Source organism: Pseudidiomarina terrestris (assembly GCF_030466405.1).
In the GTDB taxonomy this organism is placed as follows: domain Bacteria; phylum Pseudomonadota; class Gammaproteobacteria; order Enterobacterales; family Alteromonadaceae; genus Pseudidiomarina; species Pseudidiomarina terrestris.
In genome coordinates, this window is record NZ_JAGGJF010000001.1 from 321454 (window position 1) to 342619 (window position 21166).

Sequence of the window (21166 nt, forward strand, 5' to 3'; positions counted from 1 at the left end):
TGGCGGGACAGAAAATAGTTCCCGGCTCGCGGCATAGTATTAAAGTTCCCGCCGCTCGCTTATATAACGACACCCCCATGGACCTTCATGCCGAAGTATTTCATGGGGTGAAGCCCGGACCGGTACTTTTAGTCTGCGCTGCTATTCATGGTGATGAGCTCAATGGCATCGAAATTTGCCGGCGTTTAATCAGCCAGACGGATCCGCTTGAGCTGACCGGTACCTTGATTGTGGTGCCCGTGGTCAACGTATTTGGCTTTATTCAACAGTCTCGCTATTTACCGGATCGGCGTGATTTGAACCGCTGCTTCCCAGGCTCCGAGCGCGGCGCGCTAGGCAGTCGTTTAGCGTTTTTGTTCAACGAAACTCTGGTGCAAAGCGCAACCCATATCATCGACTTACATACCGGCGCAATTCACCGTAGTAACCTGCCACAGATCCGTGTCGATACCGACAATGGGGAGGCGTTAAAAATGGCGCATGCCTTTAACTCTCCGGTGATTCTGCACTCAAAAGAGCGGGACGGCTCCTTGCGCTCGTTGGCAACAGAGCTCGGCATCCCTTTGATTCTGTATGAAGCCGGAGAAGCATTGCGCTTTGACTACCCGGCCATTAAGTCAGGTGTGATTGGCGTACAAAACGTCATGAAGAGTCTGAAAATGCTTAAAGGCCGGCGCACGCGTAAGAAAGTCACCCCGGTCGTAGCGCATCGCAGCGCCTGGATCCGCAATGAGCACGACGGCTTAGTGATACCTCAGGTGCAGCTGGGGCAGACCATTCAAAAAAGTCAGGTCATCGCAGAGACCGTGAGTCCTCACGGCGATGACTTGCACCCTCTGCGCAGTCCCTTTAACGGTATTATCATCGGTATCAGTAATATTCCGGTGGCCAATGAGGGCGAAGCCTTGTTTAACGTGGCGCAGTTTGATGAAGATGTGTTCAGCGATGCATCCTCCAGTGTTGGTGTTTTCAGCGAAGCCTATGACGGAAAACCGGTATAAATGAAGCCTATAAAATCTCTAAGTCCCCCTTCCCAGTTGCTGATCCGACAGGCGGATCAGATCCGTTGCGAGGCCTTACTGGTGGTCAATCCGCCAGACCATGAGTGGCGTACAGAATTCCCCGTAGCCGGCGGCTGGCACTTGCACGCCGGTTGGTTCCATGCCTGGCAGGAGCTCGGCGAGGCGCACCAATTTGGCACAGCGCCACCGCAGCAGCAGTTTGATGCCGCACTGGTGTGGCTACCGAAAGAGAAAAAGCTGACCGATTATATGCTGCAGCAACTTGCTGCATTGTTACCTAAGGATGCTCCCATCTGGCTGGTCGGCGATAATCGTAGTGGTATTAAAAGCATTGCCAAACAGATTGAGGGCGCGTTCAGTCCCGCGCAAAAAGTCGCAAATGGTAATCACTCGACCTTACTTGTAACCACCCTGGTGGCGCCGCTTGAGCAGTGTGAACTTGATGCGTTTCAGCATATTTTCAGCGTTCCACCCAATGCTGGTAACGCAGCTGAAGAGATGACTGCGCCGCTTCAGGTCGCCAGCCTACCTGGTGTTTTTGCCCATCCTGGCATTGATGCAGGCAGTACCATGTTGCTGCAGCATTTACCAAGGTTTAAACCGGGCTCGGTACTTGATTTTGCTTGTGGTAATGGCGTGCTTGGTGCGTCACTACAACGCCAGCAACCGGGTTTACAACTGACTTATCTTGACGTCAGCGCTATGGCCCTGGCGGCCTGTGCAAAAACCCTGGAACTTAATGGCCTCAACGGTGAGCTTATCGCAGCAGATCACCTCAGCGCGGACTTGCCAAAATACAATTATATTGTCAGTCATCCGCCCTTTCATACCGGGCAGGCAACGGACTATAGTATCGGCCAGCAGTTTTTACGTAATGCACGGGAACATCTGGCTGTGAATGGCGAGCTCTGGCTGGTAGCGAATCGCTTTCTGCCCTGGCCCGAGCTTATTGAAGCAAGCTTCGGCCATTGTGAACGTATCGCGCAAGACACAAAATTTGCCGTTTACAGAGCCGTTCATAAGGTTCAACGCGCAGTGAAAAAAGGACGGCGCAGATGATCCGCACTGGCTCCATTCGTCAAGGGATCACTTGGCTAGTGGTCAGTCTTAGCGTACTGCTTTGTGCGTTTACCGCTCTTGTTCTTAGCTTGATGCACGTCAAACAATTAAACGAAAACGCCGAGCTGCGCACCCAGGACATCGCGAAAGTCGTGGCCGAAGCCACCAGTCGTTATTTACTGTTTGACGATGTCGAGGGGCTCAATAATTACTTGCGGTATCTGCAGGCAACGTCGTTTTTACAACACTTGCATGTGTACGAAAGAAACTCCGTCGCTGACAACCAGCGATTGCGTTATTTCGCCAGTTACAACCGCGAAGGTTTATCCCCCATTCCGGTTCGCACCGAAGTAGTTGAAAGCTTTAAAGGTGTCCGCAGCAGATCAACCTATATTGAAGCCGTGCAGCCGGTCACCATCGACGGCGAAATACTTGGCTTTGTCTATTTGCGCGGGAGCCGTGCGGGCATCATTTCAAGCACCTGGAAAACCTTCGCCACCGCCAGTGTCATGGTGGTAGTGGCGGGCCTCTTTGCTTTGCTGGTGTCGATGCGCGTGCGCAGTCGCTTGATGCGTCAGCTGGACCATTCGGTGGGGATCATCCAGCGCATCAGCCGGCATCGGGATTATTCGATCCAGCTACCGGAGTCCAATTTACTTGAGCTGCAGCAACTGAGTATTGCCGTGAATACCATGCTCAGTCGGGTGCGGCAACATCTTGAGCGGCAACAACAGGCCGAACGCCAGGCCAATGAGCTGAATACGGAGCTCGAGCGGCAGGTGCAGCAACGTACAACGGCCCTGCGTGAATCAAATGAAGAGCTCATGGCGACGCTGGAAAAACTTCATCAGTTCCAGCGCCAGCTCATTGAGAGCGAGAAAATGTCGTCGCTTGGGGATCTGATTGCAGGTGTTGCCCATGAAATCAACACACCCGTAGGGCTGGTACTCACTTCAACATCCATCTTGCAGGACAAACTCGATTTGATGCAGGAGAAGTTCGCGAATAACACCATCACCCGCAACGACTTTGAACGTTTCATGCAAGCCAGCGATGATAACCTGGGATTAATCCAACGCAATATTGAGCGCACCGCAGACCTTATTAATCAGTTCCGCCAGCTGGCCATGGATCAGTTTGCTGAGGAGGCGCGCGATATTCCGGCTTATGAGTTCTGCCAGTCAACCATAGCGGCGGTACAAAACCGTATGCCTGAACTGGCCGAAGTCGATGTGGTTATCGATTGTCCGCAAGACCTTCATATTCATTGTCGTTCCGGGCCTTTGCTGCATGTGCTGACCCAGTTAGTGCAAAACTCGGCAATTCACGGCTTCGAAGAACGGCTACGGGGCAAGATCACCCTGCAGATCCAGCGCCTGGACGCCAGTCATGTCGAGCTTCGCTACCACGACGATGGCGCCGGCATCCCGGAACAGCTGGGTCGGCGGGTTTTCGATCCATTTATTACCAGTCGTCGTCGCCAGGGATCAACTGGACTAGGATTACACCTGGTCTACAATTTGGTTACTCAGGCACTTGATGGCACCATTGATGTCGAATCAAAAGCGGGACGTTACACCGAGTTTCGTATAAAAATTACCGCTTAACGTAAAAACAGCTTTAAAGGCTTGCAGGAAATATACGCACTTATTAGAATCTCGTGCTACACTTTCCAGCACACCAGATTTCAACATATGTTAACGATGAACGGATCAATCAATATGAGCGCTAGATTACTAATCGTAGAAGATGAAGTCGTCACCCGTAACACCCTAACCCGGTTGTTTCAGCAGGAAGGCTACGATGTCTACGATGCTGCCGACGGCATGCAAATGCAACGTATTATGGCGCGTCAGCAAGTCGACCTGGTGATCATGGATGTCAACCTGCCGGGAAAAAGCGGCATTGAGCTTGCGGAGAACTTTCGCGAGAACGAAAATGTAGGTCTGATTTTCTTAACCGGCCGGGATGCCGAAGAAGATCGTTTACTGGCACTGGAACTCGGTGCTGACGACTACATTATCAAGCCGTATAATCCGAAAGAGCTGCTGATGCGTGTGCGCAACCTTTACCGCCGCATTGAAGCCATCAAAAATCAGCAAAAGACCATCGGCCACGACAGTATCGTGTACGAATTCAACAACTGGCGCTTAGAAAGCGACAGCCGTTGCTTGTTCTCTCCTGATGGCAAAATGTTCCGTTTGCCAAAAAGTGAATACCGGGCAATGGAGCTTTTTCTGACCAACCCGGGCAAAATCCTTGACCGTGAAACGCTGGTTAAGAAAATGCTGGATCGTGACTTACGCCCCAATGACCGTACCGTTGATGTCGCTATCCGCCGCATCCGTCGTCATTTTGAGGCTGACAGCCAGTCGCCAAATCTCATTACCACAATTCATGGCGAAGGCTATCGCTTTGTTGGTGACGTCAATGTCCGCCACCTTGAACAACCTTCACTGAATTCGCCGAGCGCTTAACCACGCCTCGATTTGATGTTGGTGCATGGGCAGCTCTGCTGTCCATTGCGCTAACTCTTCCTCAGCTTGCTGCCACTCCCAGTGTTCACGTTCAAAACGTTCCATAATATTGGCCAGCTGGCGCAATCCTACCGACCGGCACGCGCCTTTAATGCGGTGCGCCTGATTGCGAAATTCCTTCTCATCGCGCTTTTGCAGCAACCATTGCATGTGATTCAGATAGCCGCCTATGTTATCCGAAAAGGTCGAATACATATCCTGCACGCCATCGTCACCCATAAGCTCTGCATACTGTTCAAGTAGCTTTTTATCTAGCATAACCTGTGTTCCTTGTGCCAAATCGATAGCCCCAATCGAAAATCTTTCCTTCTGTACTGAACCCGATATGGCAAACTACCGTAATCAGGTTAAATCTAGTATACTATCGCCCCATTTTTGGGAAGTTTGTGTACATTCGTACTCACTGCAATGTTTGGAGCCGTATTCGCATGCCAATAGCTACACCGACAATGATGCCAGATATCGCCAATCAAACCAAAGCGCAAACTGAAGGCGCGCTTGATTGGGTCGGCATGAGTAACATCGAGATGCCATTGGTCGTTGGCGCAGCCAACGAACCAGAGCGTCCAGTTAGCGCGCTGGTCGATGCTTTTGTAAATCTTAAAGATCCAAAAGCCAAAGGCATTCACATGTCGCGACTCTATTTGTTGCTGGAGGATTTATCCAACAATAACGTATTGTCACACCAATCTCTCAGTAAATTACTGCATGACTTTATTGATAGTCATGAAGGCCTGTCTGATCAAGCTTACGTTAAGTTTAGCTTCGATTATCACTTACGTCGAAAAGCATTGATCAGTAAGAAGCCAGGTTGGAAAGCTTACCCGGTCACTGTGATTGGACGTTATGACCATGGCAAGCTGTATTTGCAACTCGCCGTTGACGTTCCCTACTCATCGACCTGCCCCTGCTCTGCAGCTTTGGCGCGGCAATTGATTCAGGATGCCTTTGCCGATCAGTTTGGTACTGATGCAGATGTCGACGCAGAAGTGGTGCACCGCTGGTTAGGCTCGACTCAGGGTATCGTCGCCACCCCACACAGCCAGCGCTCGATCGCTGAAGTGAAAGTGGTGATGGGCGAACAGATCTCCGAGCTTCCTATTATCGCGCTTATCGATTCGATTGAAGACGCGCTGCAGACGCCTGTCCAGGCCGCAGTGAAACGTGAAGATGAGCAAGAGTTTGCGCGGTTGAATGGTCAGAATCTAATGTTCTGTGAAGACGCTGCACGGCGCTTACAGCATGCACTAAACCAGCAAACGGCGTTCTCCGATTTCTGGGTACGTGTTAATCATTACGAATCTCTACACGCTCACGATGCAGTCAGCATTACTACGAAAGGTGTTCCTGGCGGCTTCCAGGCCTAATTTATCGACCTCTAAATCCGGCTGCTGTATACTTAGCGGCCGGATTTTTTTGTTTTAGAACTTATACCCGAGTATCGCATGGATTCTATTGATATCGTCGGCATTGGCAATGCGCTGGTCGACCAAGAGTTTGAAGTCACAGACCAGTTTTTACAGCAGCATAAAATCGAAAAAGGCATGATGACCTTAATCGAGGACATTGAACAAGAGCGTTTGATTGCCGAGCTCGCCAAACGCGGCGAACTTAAGAAGCAATCAGGTGGTGGTTCAGCTGCGAACTCTCTGGTGGGCTTCAGCCAGTTTGGCGGCAAAGCTTTCTATTGCTGTAAAGTCGCTGACGACCAGGCAGGACAATTTTACTGTGACGACATGGAAGAGATCGGTATTACCACCAATACCGGCAGTAAAAAGCATGAAGGTAAGACCGGCCGCTGTCTGGTCATGGTGACGCCTGATGCCGAACGGACCATGCGCACCTATCTCGGTATTACTGCGGATCTCAGTATCGCAGAGCTGGATGAAGACGCCATTGCGCGCGCCGAGTATCTCTACATTGAAGGCTATCTGGTGACCTCACCTGTGGCCCGTGAAGCCATCGCCCGTGCGAAGGAAGTGGCGCGCGCGAACGGCACCAAGATCGCCATGACCTGCTCGGATCCAGCCATGGTTAAATACTTCCGCGAGGGTATTGATGAGATCATGGCGGGCGGTGTAGACGTGTTGTTCTGTAATCAGGAAGAAGCACGGATCCTAACCGGCACCGACGACGTACAAGCGGCACTGCAACACTTGCAGCGCCATGCCAAGCTGGTTGCGATCACCTTAGGCAAGGATGGCGCCTTGGTCGGTGACGGTACGCGCCAGGTTGCAGTTCCAGGTATCCCGGTAAAAGCCGTCGATACCAACGGTGCTGGTGATATGTTCGCCGGCGCGATGATGTTCGGGCTGACCCGCAAGTACTCTCTGGCCGCCTGTGGCCTACTTGCCAGCCACGCTGCCGCAGCAGTAGTTGCCAGCTTTGGCCCGCGCTTGAGCCTGGATCAGCAGCAGCAGTTGCTCATCAAGCTTCAGCATGAGCCGGAATTTAATTAAACGACTTAAACGTTGTTCTTAAGCGAGGTTTTAGCTATGACAGATTATAAAGTTGCAGATATCAGCTTAGCCGATTGGGGCCGTAAAGAGATCTCAATCGCCGAATCAGAAATGCCGGCGCTGATGACCATTCGCCGCAAATACGCAGATGAGAAGCCGTTGCAAGGCGCACGCATCATCGGCTGTATTCACATGACCATTCAGACCGCGGTTTTAATTGAAACCCTGATCGAACTTGGCGCTGAAGTTCGCTGGTCGTCGTGCAACATCTTCTCCACTCAGGATCACGCAGCAGCAGCAATGGCCGCAGCCGGTGTTCCAGTGTTTGCCTGGAAAGGCGAGACTGAAGAAGAATACGAATGGTGTCTGGAGCAAACCTGTCATAAAGACGGTGAGCTGTGGGATGCCAACATGATTCTTGATGATGGTGGTGACTTGACCTTGTTAATTCACGACAAGTACCCGCAAATGCTGGATAAAGTACATGGTATCACTGAAGAGACCACCACCGGTGTACATCGTCTGCTGGAAATGTTGAAGCACGGTACCTTGAAAGTGCCTGCGATTAACGTCAATGACTCAGTCACCAAATCCAAGAACGACAATAAGTACGGTTGCCGTCACTCGTTAAACGATGCGATCAAGCGCGCCACAGATCACCTGTTGTCAGGCAAGAAGGCTTTGGTTATCGGCTACGGTGACGTAGGTAAAGGCTCGGCAGCCAGTTTGCGTCAGGAAGGCATGGTCGTGCGTATCGCTGAAATTGACCCGATCTGTGCGATGCAGGCCTGTATGGACGGCTACGAAGTGGTATCCCCCTACCTTAACGGCGTGAATACGGGTGAAGCTGGCGGTATCAATAAAGACCTCCTGCAAACCATCGACCTTATCGTCACAACCACAGGTAATGTTAACGTCTGTGATCAGCACATGCTGACTGCGCTTAAATCGACCGCTGTGGTCTGTAACATTGGTCACTTCGATAACGAAATCGATACTGCGTTTATGCGTAAAAACTGGCGTTGGGACGAGGTCAAGCCACAAGTACACATGATTCATCGCAGCGACGATGAGAACGATTACTTGTTGTTGCTATCCGAAGGCCGCCTGGTCAACCTCGGTAACGCAACGGGTCACCCAAGCCGTATCATGGATGGTTCTTTCGCGAATCAGGTACTGGCACAGCTGCACTTATTCGCTGAGAAGTTTGCAGACTTGTCTGAAGCAGAAAAAGCTGACAAGCTACGGGTAGAAGTGCTGCCAAAACAACTTGATGAAGAAGTTGCTCGTTATATGGTTCAGGGCTTTGGTGGTGTCATGACTAAATTGACCCAGGAGCAGGCTGATTACATCCATGTTGATGTCGCAGGCCCCTACAAAACCGACGAATACCGCTACTAATGGTGTCACCTATGACGCAAGCAAAACCGGTAGTGACCTACCGCGAACTAACGGCCGCCGATCACGCGGCCGTTATTGAATTAGGCAACCGGGTACATGGTGAAAACTATTTAACCGAAGAAAGCCTGGCCGACTACGTCGAGCGTGGCGAAAAAGACGGCGTTAACCTCAACTGGCTGGCGTTTGTCGGCGACCAGCTGGCGGGCATTCGGCTGACCTTTGCCCCTGGCAAATGGGACATCGACAGCTGGTGTACGCCTGCAGCATGGCCGGTGCCGAAAGAGCAGATGTGCTATTTCAAGTGCGCCGCGGTTGCAGAAATCAGTCGTGGCCTGGGTATTGGTCGCGGGTTACTCGATCGCTCCATTGCTGCTGCACAAACTCTGGGCTGTAAAGCTGGTCTTGCGCATATTTGGATGCAAAGTCCAAATAATAGTGCATACTCTTATTTTACTCGCTGCGGCGGAGAGATGATTCAAGAACATCCTGGCCGCTGGTATGAACTCTCGATTCATGGCGGCTACCATTGCCCCGTGTGTGACGGTGTTTGTCATTGCACTGCCGGAGAAATGGTGCTGCGCTTCGATCGCTAATAGAACGAGCCAACCTATGTACGACCCGCTTGTTGATAACTGTCCCGGCCCAGCGCAACCTCACGCTCGCAGTTATTGGCAGGCGACAACGAAGACACAACTCCCCCAACCTTCAGCAATTTTGCCAGAACGCACGGACTGCATTGTCATCGGCGCCGGTTACACCGGACTCAATGCCGCGCTGGAGCTCGCTAAACGCTTCGGCCAAAAGGTGGTGCTCATCGACGCAAACCGGATCGGTTGGGGTTGCTCCACCCGCAATGCCGGCTTCGCGATGCCTGGGACCGGCAGATTGGGCTACGGAGACTGGCAAAAGCGTCTGGGCGATGCCGGTGCACGTGCTATACAAGCTGAGTATCAGCGCGGCTTTGACCGCCTGGAGCAGCACCTTGAACTGTGCCCTCAGCAGTTACAGGTACAGCGTGGCGGTTACCTCAAAGTGGCTCATCAGCCCAGCGCTGTAGAGGGCCTTCGCAATAGCTATCAGACCTTAAAAGAGTTTGACCCTAACACGCGCTGGCTCGATTCCGACGCCATACAAGCGCGTATCCGCAGCCCGCAGGCCCATGCCGCCATTCACTTTCCACAAAGTTTTGGTATTAACCCGGTGCTACTCACGGCAAGTATTGCGCGTCAGGCCAGCGAGGCAGGGGTTACTCTGCTTGAGGACGCACCGGTTCAGCACTGGGATAAAGTGGGTGGCCTGCACCGCTTGCATACGGCCAAGGGGCGTGTGTGTGCACCGAACATCATTATCGCCACCAACGGCTATACTCCCAACCATCTGCACCCGAGTATTCACGGCCGTACACTGCCGGTGCTCTCCAGTGTCATCGTCACGCGCCCGTTGCATGCCGAGGAACGCCAGGCCATTGGGCTGAGCAGCAGCGAGTTGGTGATGGATACCCGCACGTTGAAGTATTATTATCGGTTGCTACCGGACGGGCGCCTGCTCTTTGGTGGTCGCGGTGCCATCCGCGGTAAAGATGCGGGTCATCCACGCTATGCCCGCCACCTGTTGCAGGCCCTACGCGGCAGCTTCCCGGCCTTACGTGAACTCACCAGCGAGCCAGCCGATTATTACTGGAGTGGCTGGGTGAGCGTTGCATTGGATGATTATCCACGCGTTTATAGTCCCGAGGAAGGGGTCTACACCAGTATGGGATATTGCGGTGCTGGTGTGACCTTTACTCAAATTGCCGGGCAACGGCTGGCGGAACTGGTGATGGGAGAAGAGTTACCACCCCTTCCGTTTTATCAGTCACCGCTACCCGAGTTTCCTTTTCCCCATTTTCGTCGTGTCGGTCAATGGGCTTTTTACCAGCTCGCTCGCTGGCGAAGCCTGTAACCCTGACCTTAAAGTCCGAACACCACTTTTTCACTGCTAAGCATACGGCTAATCAGACGCAGCAACAACATTGAAACCAGTACCGTCGCTACTGCACTTACTGCCATAGCGCCCCACTGCAGTGACTCACCTTTAATAATATCCAACAAAGCCTGATGCTGCCCGGTCAAAGGTAAGTAATACAGAATTTGGTTTTTCACGCGCGCAAACTCAACGCCAAATACCACCAGCATAGGCGCCATTAACAGCAGCGAGATATAGGTCTGCGCTTCTTTGAAGCTTTTCGCCCGGAACGACACGAACAGTTGCAATGCGGTCGCCAACAACGCCAGCGGCACCAACAGCAACATGATTAAGAGAATCATGGGCCAGGCCAACACAATACTGATGCCGATTTCATGCAGTGGTAAAAACTTAAAAATGAACGGAATCAGCACCGCGCTTAAAATCCCCCCGAACATGGCAAATGCCGATGCCGCAAGCGCTTTGCCCCAGACCAGCTGCTCAGTGGTCAGCGGCTGTGATAGCAACAGCTCCAGTGAATTGCGCTCACGTTCGCCGGCACTGATATCGATGGCGACGTTCATGCCTGAGAAAAATACCGAAAGTAAAATAAAGATCAGCACACTACCGAGCAAGATGGCGGCCTTTGAGCCTTTGGTTGCAGTATCGTGTTTGACCAGATCGACGCCCTGCGTTATACGTGGATCAATGCCACGCATTTGCAAACGAATATAACTCAGTTGCCGGGTGTAATTTTCAACCGCGCTTTCCACCCGACGAATATCTGTACGTTGCTTCTGTGACGAAAAATCCGCGGTCAGCGTGACTTTCGCAGGCTGCGCCGTGGCAATATTGTCTTCCCACTCTGGCGCAATCGCCAATGTAATCGGCTGCTGCCCTGCTGGCCAGTCTTCATCCCGCGTCACTATCCCTTGTCGTTCCAGATGTGCCACAAATGCTGGCGCATATTCAGCGCCTTCAATATCGATTTTCACATTACTGGTATCGGTAAGCTGGCTAATCAATACGTAAAACGCCACCGCCATCAGCAAGGGACCGAAAAATGCGTAAGACATAGCCGCCATAACCGAGCGTTTATCGCGCAAAGCATCCTTTAATTCTTTACGCATAACAATGTTTACTGGTGATCTCATGCTGCAATACCCTCATCGGTACCAATAATTTTTACGAAAGCTTCTTCCAGTGCTTCTTCCCCTGTCTGCTCACAGAGTTCGGTCGGTGTACCTTGCGCAGCGACCTTGCCAGCAGCGACCACCACCACCTGATCACAAAGAGCAGCCACTTCTTGCATGACGTGGCTGGAAAATAAAATACTGGTACCTTGATCGCGTAACTCGCGCAGCAGGTCACGTAAAATACGGGTGCTCATAACGTCGAGCCCGCGACTCGGTTCATCAAGAATCAAGTGCTTAGGTCGGTGCACAATGGCCTGGGCCAAAGCAACTTTCATCCGCTGGCCCTGCGAGAATCCTGTCGCGCGACGGTCGGCAATTGCATCCATGTCCAGCCGTGAGATGACGTTCTGCACCGCAGTTGCGCCGGCGTCACCTTCAAGACCATGGAGCGTTGCGAAATAGGCAATTTGCTCGCGGGCAGTCAGGCGCTCGTAGAGGCCAAACTTGTCCGGGAAAATGCCGATCTTCTTGCGCACCGCAAGCGGCTCCAGATTGGCATCGATGCCGTCAATCAGGGCCTCGCCTGTATCTGCTTTGAGCAGACCATAAATCGTCCGCAGACAGGTGGTTTTGCCGGCACCGTTAGGGCCAAGTAGTCCGGTGATCTGTCCTTCAGGCGCGCTAAACGTCAGGCCATCAAGAGCCGTCACCTTACCGAAGGATTTTTTTAGTGATTTGACTTCGATCATGATGACTCTCTTATAATCCTTTGCCGTTACTATTCAGAATAAAAGGTTGCGGGCGTTGTTCTGTCAGACACTCAGAATCGAGCTTTTGCAAGTCCAGATCTTTGATAAACTCGCTCGCCAGGCGGTTTGCGCAGGTATGACCGACAATGGTATGTGCGCCCTGAGGCGCCACCAGATGGCGACTGTTACTCAGGGTTTCCGCAGCCAGCTCGCCCCAGGCCGGCGGTGTTACCGGGTCCAGCTCGCCCGACAGCAACAAGGTTGGAATAGCACTTTCCACCGGCGTAAACCACTCGTCTGGACGTTCTTGTTTCGGCCACACCGAACACATATCGATAAAGGCATCGGCAGTGCGGCTGCCGATAAAGGTATTGTCACCATCCGCAGTCAGCAGCTCAGGTGTCGCCCGCGGCAAGTCTTCACTGCACAGCACACTTAGCGTAAGTCCCATATAAAGTTCAGACTGTGCCATGGTACTTCCTAATAAGCCGGTTAACGGGGTGTAATCGCCCTCAGCAGTGCGTTGAATCACATAAGGTAGCATTTGCCGCGTCGTGGGATGATAAAGCCCCACACGCATCACCGAGCTTAGCCGGCCGGCAGTCACAAGAATATCAACCGGCTCGTTACTCAGCGGGTCTCTGACGGTCAGGGGAACGGGGTCAACTTCAAGTTGTTGCATCAGGGTACGGTAAGTGAGGTCAAGATTAGGAAACGTCTCGCTACAGACCTGCGACGCTTTGCAACGGGCAAGCAATTGTTCAAAAGAGTCTGCGCCATGACGGCCAAAGGGACCCACCACCACTTGCACGGGCGCTACTGCGTCAAGTACGGCAGCACGCACCGATTGCGGCGCTTCGCGCATGTAAACCAGCCCGGCGCGTGATCCATAAGAACCACCGTAGAGCGTGACCTGTGGGTAGCCTAAAGCTTCCCGCACAGCCTCAAAATCGCGAATGGCATTCACGGTATGGTATTGAGTTAAGTCAACATCGGTAAACTTAGCCAAGCAGTTTTCTGCCATCTCCGCTAAGTCGATAGCATCGTCCGCCTTGACCAACTCTTCGACATGGCTCATGGCACAACTAAGCGGATTGGAGCCGCCAGTCCCACGTTGGTCGATGAGCAGAATATCCCGCTGCTGCCGGACGTTCTGGAAAATACGCGCAATCATGCTGCCGAGTTCTGTCGCTGCTTGGCCTGGGCCGCCGGCTAAAATCAATAGGGGGTCGTCTTGTTTACTCTCGCGCACAGCGGGCAACACCGCGAAATTGATGCCAATGGTTCGGCCGTCAGGTGCATCGTAATTTTCCGGAACCTGCAAGGTACCGCAGCGCAGTTGCTCAGAAATGTCTTTCAGGTAACAGGACTCGAGCTCCACCTGAGCTGACGGCACGGGTGCAGCGGCATCCTGCGCATGAGTTGCAAAGCTCGCAACTGCGGCAGCCAACAAAAGAGGTGCAATGGAGATTTTCATGCATTGTTATCCATTTGTAACGAATGCAGACAGTCTAAACGTTCGGGCAAGCTTCGGAAAGGGTTAAAACTGTAAAGAAATGTGGCATTCGCCCGGCAAACAACGCTTAAGGCTGGAAACGACGTGCGAGTATTTCACCAATCGGCGTCTCTAACAGGTTACGCTCTCGCATCCATTCGAAATCGCCCACCTGTCTGATGTCATCAATATGGACACTGCGGGCAATAAAGCTACCGATATCATGGGCATCATTTTTAACAGCAAACTGAATCAGCGTGGCGTCATTACAGCGGATATTGGAATAAACATCACGCAAGCGGATCCGCATGTCGCGAAGCTTACGCTGCAAACGTACCGTATGATTGTCGCGCACATAGGCGCAGAAGACTAACGCAACTTCTTCGGACTCTAAGTAGGATTGTGCTGACGCCGGTAAACTGAGCGGCATCAAGACCATCGCAGCGCTAGTTGCAGCTAGCCATGATGTAATCGATTTGAACATCGAATAACCTCAAGTGTTCTCACTGGAGCTCATCCTACCCTGCTCATTCAAGCCTTACAACGGAATATATTGTTAACAGGCAGGTCTACTTTTACAAATTATTTACGCGTTCGAACACCTGAGTACTGAAGGAATGAGGATTATTTTTATCGGCGGGGTGCTCGACTTGCTCTTTTAGCTCCCACTCTCCGAGTGCATGAAAATCCGGAAACCAGGTATCGCCTTCGACCTTAACATCAATCTGCGTCAGGTAGAGACGCGCTGCATGGGGCAGAAATTCCTGATAGACGTGACCGCCACCGATGACCATCAACTCTTCAGTATCTCCAGCCGCTGTTACGGCTTGGCCGGTATCACTTACCCAGACCACGCCCTGCTCGTCAGTATAAGGCTGCTGATACTTGCGGCTGAGCACGATATTGGTACGACCGGGCAGCGGCCGACCAATGGATTCGTAGGTTTTGCGTCCCATCACTACCGGCTTACCCATAGTGATGCGCTTGAAATGTTGCAGTTCGGCGGGTAAATGCCACGGCATATCACCGTTTTTTCCGATAACCCGGTCGTGGGCCATGGCCGCAATCAATGCAATTCGCATAAAAAACCTCGTTGCTCGTGCACCAGGGTGCTCATACCCGTCCGCTGGCTACGAGCAACGCCTGAATCAATTGTTATTATTTCTGATAAATCACTTCGACGTCGTAATCGTCATCGTCGAAATCATCATCGTCATCATCGTCGTCTTCATCATAAGCTTCCAGTTGCTCCTGATGGTAGTTGTCCCATTTGAACTCTGTGGTTGCCTGAGTCTGCTCTTCCACATCTTCGGCGGAAGACTTAGGCAACTGCTCAAGGTAGGTCATGACCTCTTTGCAAAGCTGTTCGGTACCCTGCTTACTCAATGCAGAGATCTGGTAAACCGGACCTTCCCAGTCCAACGCTGCAGTAAGCTCAGCAATACGCTCAGCAACTTCTTCTTCGCTGATAAGGTCAACTTTATTGACCACCAGCCAGCGCGGTTTTTCCGCTAACTTGGGGCTGTACTTTTCCAGCTCATTAACGATGGTGACCGCTTGCGTCGCCGGATCGGTTCCATCATAAGGTGCTAAATCGACCAGGTGCAAGAGTAGGCCACAACGCTCCAGATGTTTCAGGAACTGAATCCCGAGGCCCGCGCCTTCTGCGGCACCTTCAATCAAGCCAGGAATGTCAGCAATGACAAAGCTCGCGTGGGGTACCGGCCGCACCACACCCAGATTGGGAACCAGTGTGGTAAACGGATAATCGGCAACTTTCGGCTTCGCTGCTGACACCGAACGGATAAAGGTCGATTTGCCGGCATTCGGCATGCCCAGCAGGCCGACATCGGCAAGCAGCATCAGCTCTAATTTGAGACTGCGAATTTCGCCGGGAGTACCCATGGTTTTCTGCCGTGGAGCACGGTTGGTACTGCTCTTAAAACGGGCATTACCCAGACCATGGAAGCCGCCTTTGGCGACCATACGGCGCAAACCGTGGCGAGTTAAATCGCCCAGCACTTCGCCGGTTTCTTCGTCGGTGGCACGAGTACCCACAGGCACTTTCAACACGATGTCTTCACCGCGTTTACCGGTACAGTTTTTACCCATGCCATTTTGACCGCGTTGCGCACGGTGGATGCGCTCAAAGCGATAATCAATGAGAGTGTTCAGGTTTTCGTCGGCTTCCAGATAAACATCGCCGCCATCGCCACCGTCACCACCGTCGGGGCCACCTTTGGGGATATATTTCTCGCGTCGAAAACTTACTACGCCGTTACCGCCGTCGCCAGCTTCAACCCGAATTTCGGCTTCATCTACAAACTTCATACTTTTCTACCTGCCACTATAAAAAAACCCCGCCACACAGGACGGGGTTTCTATGTTTTTCGTTAACTCGCCTGAATTAGTCAGTAACGATGCTAACGTATTTGCGGTTCTTAGGACCTTTCTCCGCAAAAGAAACTTTACCGTCGCTCAGAGCGAACAAAGTGTGGTCACGACCAATACCGACGTTATCACCAGCGTGGAAACGAGTACCACGTTGACGAACGATGATGCTACCAGCTAATACTGACTCACCACCGAAGCGCTTTACACCCAGACGTTTACTTTCTGAGTCACGACCGTTTTTGGTTGAACCACCAGCTTTTTTGTGTGCCATGTGTCGTTACTCCTTAATTAACCGTTAATACCAGTGATCTTCACTTCAGTGAACCACTGACGATGACCTTGATGTTTCATGTGGTGCTTACGACGGCGGAACTTGATAATGTTCACTTTGTCAGCACGGCCATGGTTGACGACTTCCGCTTTTACGGATCCACCAGAAACAAAAGGCGCGCCGATTTTCACGTCATCGCCGTTCGACATCATTAACACTTCGTCGAACTCAACCACTTCACCGGTGGCTGCTTCCAGCTTTTCCAGGCGGACGATTTGGCCTTCAGTCACACGGTGCTGCTTACCGCCACTTTGGAATACTGCGTACATAGTTTTCTCCGATTCGCCCTTAGGGGCACGTTAGATTTAAATCAGGGCGCGAATTATAGGCGAACTTAACGCCCGAGTAAAGAGTGTTCTTCGTTATTCGTAGGTCGCGCCAACTGTACCTACGCTCATACCTGCTTTTGGCTTTAAGCGAGCCTGTCCACGGCAATATCCGCCAGTGCGTGCAAGGCCTCGCGATGCTCTGACGCAGGTAATACTGCCAGTTGTTGTTGCGCTAACTTAGCTTCAGCCAGCGCCCGGTCCCGCGTGTAATCAAGCGCACCGGTGCGGCGCATTGCCGTTAATATGGTTTGCAGATGCTGACGTCCATCACCCTGCTCGATAGCTGAGCGAATCAGCTGTGCTTCTTCCTCATTGCCATGCCACATTGCGTACAGCAATGGTAAGGTAGGCTTACCTTCGGCCAGATCATCACCGGCCTGTTTCCCCATGACTTCGCTATCTGCAGTGTAGTCCAACAGATCATCGACCAGCTGAAACGCGGTACCCAGATGACGCCCGTAAGCCGCTAAAGCATCTTCGCTGGCCTGGGACTGATCCGCCAGCACCGCACCAAGTTGCGTCGCGGCTTCAAACAACTTTCCGGTTTTACCGTAAATGACGTCAAAATAACTGGCTTCGGTGGTCTCCGGATCGTTGCAGTTCATCAACTGTAAGACTTCGCCTTCGGAAATGATATTCGTAGCATCCGCCAGAATCTTCATGACCTTCATCGAGTCGAGTGTCACCATCAGCTGAAACGCGCGGGTATACAGGAAGTCGCCTACCAGTACGCTAGCTTCGTTGCCAAACACAGCGTTAGCAGTTTCCTGGCCACGGCGTAATTCAGAGGCATCGACCACGTCATCGTGCAACAGGGTCGCGGTATGAATAAACTCAATGATGGTCGCCAGGGTCAGATGACCACGTCCTTCATAGCCGACAGCGCGAGCTGCGGTCACGGCAAGCAAGGGTCGCAGACGTTTACCGCCACTGTTGACGATATACAGGCCAAGCTGATTAATCAGGGCTACATCTGATTGTAGTTCAGCCCCGATCAGTTGGTTGACACCGTTCATGTCGGCGGCCATTAACGTATTAATTTCAGATAACTTCATTCGGCAACGCTAGCTATGGTTTAAGGTTAAGATTTTACAAAGAAATGCTAGTACAAGTCCAGCAACAACTCCGCCTGTATGTGCGGCAAACGCTAGTCCACTGAGTTCCGGCAGATAAATCAGGTCAAATACGACTTTGCCCACTAAGCCGATCAAAATAAGCGCACCCAGCCAGCGTTTTTGCAGTACATCTGTCAATGCACAATAGGCAAAAATGCCATATAAGGTTCCTGAAAATCCCGCATAGAAGCGTACGTCAGGATCAAAGTAGACCTGCGCCAGGCTACTACTTAGCATAATCACAGGAACGCCCAGCCAGCGACGCCACCCGCTTTGGTGATCGATGAACAGTGCCCAGCAGACCAGCAGGCCTAACAGGTTCAAACCTAAATGTGGCCAATTATGATGCACCAGCTGACCACTGAAAAGCTGCCATAAATGCTGCCCTTCGATGACCCCATGACGGTTGAGCTTAAGCATGTCTTGCCAGGCATTGGGAAGCATCATGATGAGGGTCAGCAACACCATAACACTAACTGTAGGTAGCAGCGCCTCACGTGAAGTAGGAATCGTTAAACCGAACAACTGCATCGCTGGATTCACCTATAAAAAAGCGCCGGGAGCTGCTAGCAGCTGACCCGGCGCTTATGTCGTATGACAACGCTAAGGAAGCAGGGCTGCCCTTACTTGACGAAATCCAAACCGGTTTGAATGTCGTTCTTCAAGCCGTCGAGCATTGACGCTTTCGCTTTTTTCTCGAAATCGCTCAGTTCGCCATACGGCAGGATTTCTTCAACACCCTTTGGACCTAAACGGACAGGATGAGCGAAGAACAAGGCATCGCTACCATCGGTTTCCACATAAGTGCACTCAATAACACTGTCGTCGCCCTGCAAGGCTTTGACCAGTGACAAGCAGAAACGCGCTGCCGCCTGCCCCATAGAAAGGGTGGCAGAGCCGCCGCCGGCTTTCGCTTCAACAACTTCAGTACCGGCATTCTGGATGCGGTGCGTCAGTTGCTCAATTTGCTCGTCGCTGAAATCAAGACCGGTTTGCGACAACAGTGGCAGAATCGTGGTACCGCTGTGGCCACCAATGACCGGAACCTGAACTTCTGCAGGGTTCTTGCCGTGGATCTCGGCAACAAAGGTTTCTGCACGAATCACATCCAAGGTAGTGACACCAAACAGCTTGTTTTTGTTGTAGACGCCTTTTTTCTCTAGCACACGCTTGGCGATGGCAACAGTGGTGTTTACCGGGTTAGTGATAAGGCCAATCGCTGCATCCGGGCAATTATCTGCAATCGCTTCAATCAGATTGGAAACAATACCGGCATTGATATTGAACAGATCCGAGCGGTCCATACCAGGCTTACGTGGCACGCCGGCTGGGATCAATACGATGTCTGCGCCAACCAGTGCTGGTGCCAGATCATCTTTGCCATAGCCTTTGACATTGACTGCGGTCGGGATGTGGCTGAGATCAACAGCAACGCCTGGTACTACGGGCGCAACGTCATACAGCGCCAGCTCAGATCCAGCAGGTAATTGGGTTTTTAAAAGTAATGATAGTGCTTGGCCGATACCGCCAGCTGCACCTAAAACTGCAACTTTCATCTCAGACTCCATCCAGTTGTTAGGGAAATTTTTGATGCCAAAAGCCTACTCCAAAAGCGTCCAAATTACAACCGAAAGGCGCCTGGCTAGGCGTTTGTGAGCTTTTGCGATAGACTGACGTTTCAACGGGTTGGCAAGCGCTTATCCCGGTCAACGAAACGAACTCAAGAGGCCATTTTGCACCATGACCCAAGCCAAACCAGAAGCGATGATTGATACCTTTAAAGGGCTATTGAAAGAAGAGCGGTATGGCTCGCAAAGCGAGATTGTAGATGCCATGAAAGAGTTAGGCTTCGACAATATTAGTCAATCTAAGGTCTCACGGTTGCTAAGCAAATATGGCGCGGTGCGCACCCGTAATGCCCGGCAGGAAATGGTCTACTGTCTGCCGGCGGAATTAGGCATCCCTTCCACGCGGGCTCCATTATCGCAATTAGTACTGGATATTCAGCATAATGATGTGATGGTGATTATTCGTACCTCACCAGGCGCCGCGCAACTTATTGCGCGCTTACTCGATTCTGTCGGCAAGAAAGAAGGTGTACTTGGTACGATTGCCGGGGACGATACGATTTTTATTGCGCCGGTCAAAGTGTCTGACATCGACTTTACGCTACAGAAGGTGACCGAGCTGTTTGAGAACGTCGCTTAGCCGTTGTGTCCGCTGGTGATCGTTATGGCGCAAACAGAACTCATGGCTACTGCGTCAGGAAATCGACGGATGGCGCAAAGAATGCGGCATTACTGACAGCTTCAGTGTAGTCCAGCAAGGGATCGTAATCGCCGTTCTCATCCGCTATATAGCGTTGCTTTAACCACTGCAGTATGTCACGCGACTGGCCGGAAAAGTACATGGCGAGTAAGCCCTGCTCGCGCATATCGCCCCATGGCATATTCTGACGCAACATACTTAAAGGTTGTTCACGTTCATTCTGAAGTTTGGCCTTTTGGGTATGCGAGACCATCTGCAACACGGCTTCACTGATACGTTCTCCGGTAAGCTTCTTGCGGCCGATCACAAACTCCTGCATCTCTTGCGTAAGCTGTTCCCAGCGCCGCAAATCGTGCCGGAATTTCTGCACATACAAGTAGCTGCCGCCGGCGAATACCGGGTCATCATCGGCATGAATCAGTGCCAACTGACGACGGCGAATGCCGCGTGGGTTTTCCGGCGCATCAATAAAGCCAGTCAGATCACGTCCATCCATAAATCGAAACGTCGGTAACTGTTCAGTGAGCTCGACGTCGTGACCAAGCCACTCGAGCAGCGCGCGGGCACTGTGATAATTGACATCGAAACGATCCGAGCGCACGGTCAGTAACAGGTCGACGGGCTCACGTGGCGCCTGTCGATCACCATCACGCAGGTCGGGAAACTGCCCCAGTTGTGAGGGCCGCTGCTGAGGATAAAGAATGTCCCAGTAATCACTGCCGATAGCGACGTAACCACTGAGTAAAGCTTCTGAAAAGCGCTCGTCAAGCTCATTGAGCAGAGCAGGAATTCGGGCTAACTTACGCCGTACACTCACAACATCATCGGTCATTACGTTCAATGATAATGTTAAGCCATGCAAATTCGGCTCTGCGAAGATGCCTTTTTGCGCTTGTGCCATGGGTGTCCTCACCAATTTGTAATCGT

Annotated in this window: 23 protein-coding genes; 10 read left to right on the plus strand and 13 right to left on the minus strand. The window is 51.9% G+C overall.

Features of this window, described 5'->3' with window-relative positions:
* The first annotated feature begins 77 nt into the window (after positions 1–77).
* From J6J34_RS01480 to J6J34_RS01495, 4 genes are all read left to right on the plus strand, one after another.
* Entirely contained in the window at positions 78–1001 is a 924-nt protein-coding gene (locus J6J34_RS01480; protein WP_301898386.1) for a succinylglutamate desuccinylase/aspartoacylase family protein, read from the plus strand.
* Positions 1002–2081, plus strand: a complete 1080-nt coding sequence (locus J6J34_RS01485; protein WP_301898387.1) for a class I SAM-dependent methyltransferase — start codon at positions 1002–1004, stop codon at positions 2079–2081.
* Entirely contained in the window at positions 2078–3688 is a 1611-nt protein-coding gene (locus J6J34_RS01490) for a sensor histidine kinase (RefSeq protein WP_301898388.1), read from the plus strand. Before J6J34_RS01485 ends, J6J34_RS01490 begins: the two co-directional genes overlap by 4 nt.
* Positions 3689–3802: 114 nt before the next feature.
* A complete protein-coding gene (locus tag J6J34_RS01495) occupies positions 3803–4558 on the plus strand; it encodes a response regulator (protein ID WP_301719525.1) in 756 nt (251 codons plus the stop codon).
* Here the strand turns inward: J6J34_RS01495 and J6J34_RS01500 are convergent.
* Positions 4535–4876: an Hpt domain-containing protein gene (locus J6J34_RS01500; protein WP_301898389.1), complete on the minus strand. Its 342-nt coding sequence runs from the start codon at positions 4874–4876 to the stop codon at positions 4535–4537. The two genes, J6J34_RS01495 and J6J34_RS01500, sit on opposite strands and share 24 nt — an antisense overlap.
* A 170-nt stretch (positions 4877–5046) precedes the next feature.
* Here J6J34_RS01500 and folE2 point away from each other — a divergent pair, with 170 nt between their 5' ends.
* The 5 genes from folE2 to J6J34_RS01525 all read left to right on the plus strand — a co-directional run bounded on the left by folE2 (position 5047) and on the right by J6J34_RS01525 (position 10419).
* Positions 5047–5985, plus strand: coding sequence for a GTP cyclohydrolase FolE2 (gene folE2, locus J6J34_RS01505; protein WP_301774387.1), 939 nt, complete (start codon positions 5047–5049; stop codon positions 5983–5985).
* A gap of 78 nt (positions 5986–6063) precedes the next feature.
* Positions 6064–7077: an adenosine kinase gene (locus tag J6J34_RS01510; protein ID WP_301719522.1), complete on the plus strand. Its 1014-nt coding sequence runs from the start codon at positions 6064–6066 to the stop codon at positions 7075–7077.
* Positions 7078–7113: 36 nt separating this feature from the next.
* Positions 7114–8478: an adenosylhomocysteinase gene (gene ahcY, locus J6J34_RS01515; protein WP_301774386.1), complete on the plus strand. Its 1365-nt coding sequence runs from the start codon at positions 7114–7116 to the stop codon at positions 8476–8478.
* Positions 8479–8489: 11 nt separating this feature from the next.
* Complete coding sequence (locus J6J34_RS01520) at positions 8490–9071, plus strand: GNAT family N-acetyltransferase (protein WP_301774385.1); 582 nt, start codon at positions 8490–8492, stop codon at positions 9069–9071.
* A gap of 16 nt (positions 9072–9087) precedes the next feature.
* Positions 9088–10419, plus strand: a complete 1332-nt coding sequence (locus J6J34_RS01525) for an NAD(P)/FAD-dependent oxidoreductase (RefSeq protein ID WP_301898390.1) — start codon at positions 9088–9090, stop codon at positions 10417–10419.
* 8 nt (positions 10420–10427) lie between these two features.
* Here the strand turns inward: J6J34_RS01525 and J6J34_RS01530 are convergent, their stop codons facing one another.
* From J6J34_RS01530 to mdh, 11 genes are all read right to left on the minus strand, one after another.
* Complete coding sequence (locus J6J34_RS01530; protein ID WP_301774383.1) at positions 10428–11576, minus strand: ABC transporter permease; 1149 nt, start codon at positions 11574–11576, stop codon at positions 10428–10430.
* A complete protein-coding gene (locus J6J34_RS01535) occupies positions 11573–12307 on the minus strand; it encodes an ABC transporter ATP-binding protein (protein WP_301719517.1) in 735 nt (244 codons plus the stop codon). Before J6J34_RS01535 ends, J6J34_RS01530 begins: the two co-directional genes overlap by 4 nt.
* 10 nt (positions 12308–12317) lie before the next feature.
* Positions 12318–13784: an alpha/beta hydrolase gene (locus J6J34_RS01540; RefSeq protein ID WP_301774382.1), complete on the minus strand. Its 1467-nt coding sequence runs from the start codon at positions 13782–13784 to the stop codon at positions 12318–12320.
* A 106-nt stretch (positions 13785–13890) separates the two neighbouring features.
* Positions 13891–14286: a DUF3718 domain-containing protein gene (locus tag J6J34_RS01545; RefSeq protein WP_301774381.1), complete on the minus strand. Its 396-nt coding sequence runs from the start codon at positions 14284–14286 to the stop codon at positions 13891–13893.
* Positions 14287–14377: 91 nt separating this feature from the next.
* Positions 14378–14884 carry a type 3 dihydrofolate reductase gene (folA, locus tag J6J34_RS01550; protein ID WP_301719514.1) on the minus strand — a complete coding sequence of 169 codons (507 nt, stop codon included), beginning with the start codon at positions 14882–14884 and terminating at the stop codon, positions 14378–14380.
* Positions 14885–14960: 76 nt separating this feature from the next.
* Complete coding sequence (gene cgtA / locus J6J34_RS01555) at positions 14961–16133, minus strand: Obg family GTPase CgtA (protein ID WP_301898391.1); 1173 nt, start codon at positions 16131–16133, stop codon at positions 14961–14963.
* A 76-nt stretch (positions 16134–16209) separates the two neighbouring features.
* Complete coding sequence (gene rpmA, locus J6J34_RS01560) at positions 16210–16467, minus strand: 50S ribosomal protein L27 (protein ID WP_126763782.1); 258 nt, start codon at positions 16465–16467, stop codon at positions 16210–16212.
* A gap of 17 nt (positions 16468–16484) precedes the next feature.
* A complete protein-coding gene (rplU, locus tag J6J34_RS01565) occupies positions 16485–16796 on the minus strand; it encodes a 50S ribosomal protein L21 (RefSeq protein ID WP_126763781.1) in 312 nt (103 codons plus the stop codon).
* Positions 16797–16939: 143 nt separating this feature from the next.
* Positions 16940–17911 carry an octaprenyl diphosphate synthase gene (gene ispB, locus J6J34_RS01570; protein ID WP_301898392.1) on the minus strand — a complete coding sequence of 324 codons (972 nt, stop codon included), beginning with the start codon at positions 17909–17911 and terminating at the stop codon, positions 16940–16942.
* 9 nt (positions 17912–17920) lie between these two features.
* Entirely contained in the window at positions 17921–18502 is a 582-nt protein-coding gene (gene rrtA / locus J6J34_RS01575) for a rhombosortase (protein WP_301719511.1), read from the minus strand.
* A gap of 92 nt (positions 18503–18594) precedes the next feature.
* Positions 18595–19527 (minus strand): malate dehydrogenase, encoded by a 933-nt coding sequence (gene mdh, locus J6J34_RS01580; RefSeq protein WP_301898393.1) that lies wholly within the window; start codon positions 19525–19527, stop codon positions 18595–18597.
* 184 nt (positions 19528–19711) lie between these two features.
* On the opposite strand from mdh, the gene argR reads away from it, so the two are divergent.
* A complete protein-coding gene (gene argR / locus J6J34_RS01585; RefSeq protein WP_301719509.1) occupies positions 19712–20179 on the plus strand; it encodes a transcriptional regulator ArgR in 468 nt (155 codons plus the stop codon).
* Positions 20180–20225: 46 nt separating this feature from the next.
* Here the strand turns inward: argR and J6J34_RS01590 are convergent, their stop codons facing one another.
* Entirely contained in the window at positions 20226–21140 is a 915-nt protein-coding gene (locus J6J34_RS01590; RefSeq protein ID WP_301719508.1) for a Dyp-type peroxidase, read from the minus strand.
* Positions 21141–21166: the final 26 nt, after the last annotated feature.

What these genes read in the sequence shown, in the direction of transcription:
- J6J34_RS01545 (WP_301774381.1), bottom strand. Translation starts at nt 14,286, where the DNA reads ATGTTCAAATCGATTACATCATGGCTAGCTGCAACTAGCGCTGCGATG.
- rpmA (WP_126763782.1), bottom strand. Translation starts at nt 16,467, where the DNA reads ATGGCACACAAAAAAGCTGGTGGTTCAACCAAAAACGGTCGTGACTCA.
- J6J34_RS01495 (WP_301719525.1), top strand. Translation starts at nt 3,803, where the DNA reads ATGAGCGCTAGATTACTAATCGTAGAAGATGAAGTCGTCACCCGTAAC.
- cgtA (WP_301898391.1), bottom strand. Translation starts at nt 16,133, where the DNA reads ATGAAGTTTGTAGATGAAGCCGAAATTCGGGTTGAAGCTGGCGACGGC.
- J6J34_RS01530 (WP_301774383.1), bottom strand. Translation starts at nt 11,576, where the DNA reads ATGAGATCACCAGTAAACATTGTTATGCGTAAAGAATTAAAGGATGCT.
- J6J34_RS01490 (WP_301898388.1), top strand. Translation starts at nt 2,078, where the DNA reads ATGATCCGCACTGGCTCCATTCGTCAAGGGATCACTTGGCTAGTGGTC.
- J6J34_RS01510 (WP_301719522.1), top strand. Translation starts at nt 6,064, where the DNA reads ATGGATTCTATTGATATCGTCGGCATTGGCAATGCGCTGGTCGACCAA.
- ahcY (WP_301774386.1), top strand. Translation starts at nt 7,114, where the DNA reads ATGACAGATTATAAAGTTGCAGATATCAGCTTAGCCGATTGGGGCCGT.
- rrtA (WP_301719511.1), bottom strand. Translation starts at nt 18,502, where the DNA reads ATGCAGTTGTTCGGTTTAACGATTCCTACTTCACGTGAGGCGCTGCTA.
- folE2 (WP_301774387.1), top strand. Translation starts at nt 5,047, where the DNA reads ATGCCAATAGCTACACCGACAATGATGCCAGATATCGCCAATCAAACC.
- mdh (WP_301898393.1), bottom strand. Translation starts at nt 19,527, where the DNA reads ATGAAAGTTGCAGTTTTAGGTGCAGCTGGCGGTATCGGCCAAGCACTA.
- J6J34_RS01540 (WP_301774382.1), bottom strand. Translation starts at nt 13,784, where the DNA reads ATGAAAATCTCCATTGCACCTCTTTTGTTGGCTGCCGCAGTTGCGAGC.
- J6J34_RS01535 (WP_301719517.1), bottom strand. Translation starts at nt 12,307, where the DNA reads ATGATCGAAGTCAAATCACTAAAAAAATCCTTCGGTAAGGTGACGGCT.
- J6J34_RS01590 (WP_301719508.1), bottom strand. Translation starts at nt 21,140, where the DNA reads ATGGCACAAGCGCAAAAAGGCATCTTCGCAGAGCCGAATTTGCATGGC.
- J6J34_RS01500 (WP_301898389.1), bottom strand. Translation starts at nt 4,876, where the DNA reads ATGCTAGATAAAAAGCTACTTGAACAGTATGCAGAGCTTATGGGTGAC.
- rplU (WP_126763781.1), bottom strand. Translation starts at nt 16,796, where the DNA reads ATGTACGCAGTATTCCAAAGTGGCGGTAAGCAGCACCGTGTGACTGAA.
- ispB (WP_301898392.1), bottom strand. Translation starts at nt 17,911, where the DNA reads ATGAAGTTATCTGAAATTAATACGTTAATGGCCGCCGACATGAACGGT.
- J6J34_RS01480 (WP_301898386.1), top strand. Translation starts at nt 78, where the DNA reads ATGGACCTTCATGCCGAAGTATTTCATGGGGTGAAGCCCGGACCGGTA.
- J6J34_RS01485 (WP_301898387.1), top strand. Translation starts at nt 1,002, where the DNA reads ATGAAGCCTATAAAATCTCTAAGTCCCCCTTCCCAGTTGCTGATCCGA.
- J6J34_RS01520 (WP_301774385.1), top strand. Translation starts at nt 8,490, where the DNA reads ATGACGCAAGCAAAACCGGTAGTGACCTACCGCGAACTAACGGCCGCC.
- J6J34_RS01525 (WP_301898390.1), top strand. Translation starts at nt 9,088, where the DNA reads ATGTACGACCCGCTTGTTGATAACTGTCCCGGCCCAGCGCAACCTCAC.
- argR (WP_301719509.1), top strand. Translation starts at nt 19,712, where the DNA reads ATGACCCAAGCCAAACCAGAAGCGATGATTGATACCTTTAAAGGGCTA.
- folA (WP_301719514.1), bottom strand. Translation starts at nt 14,884, where the DNA reads ATGCGAATTGCATTGATTGCGGCCATGGCCCACGACCGGGTTATCGGA.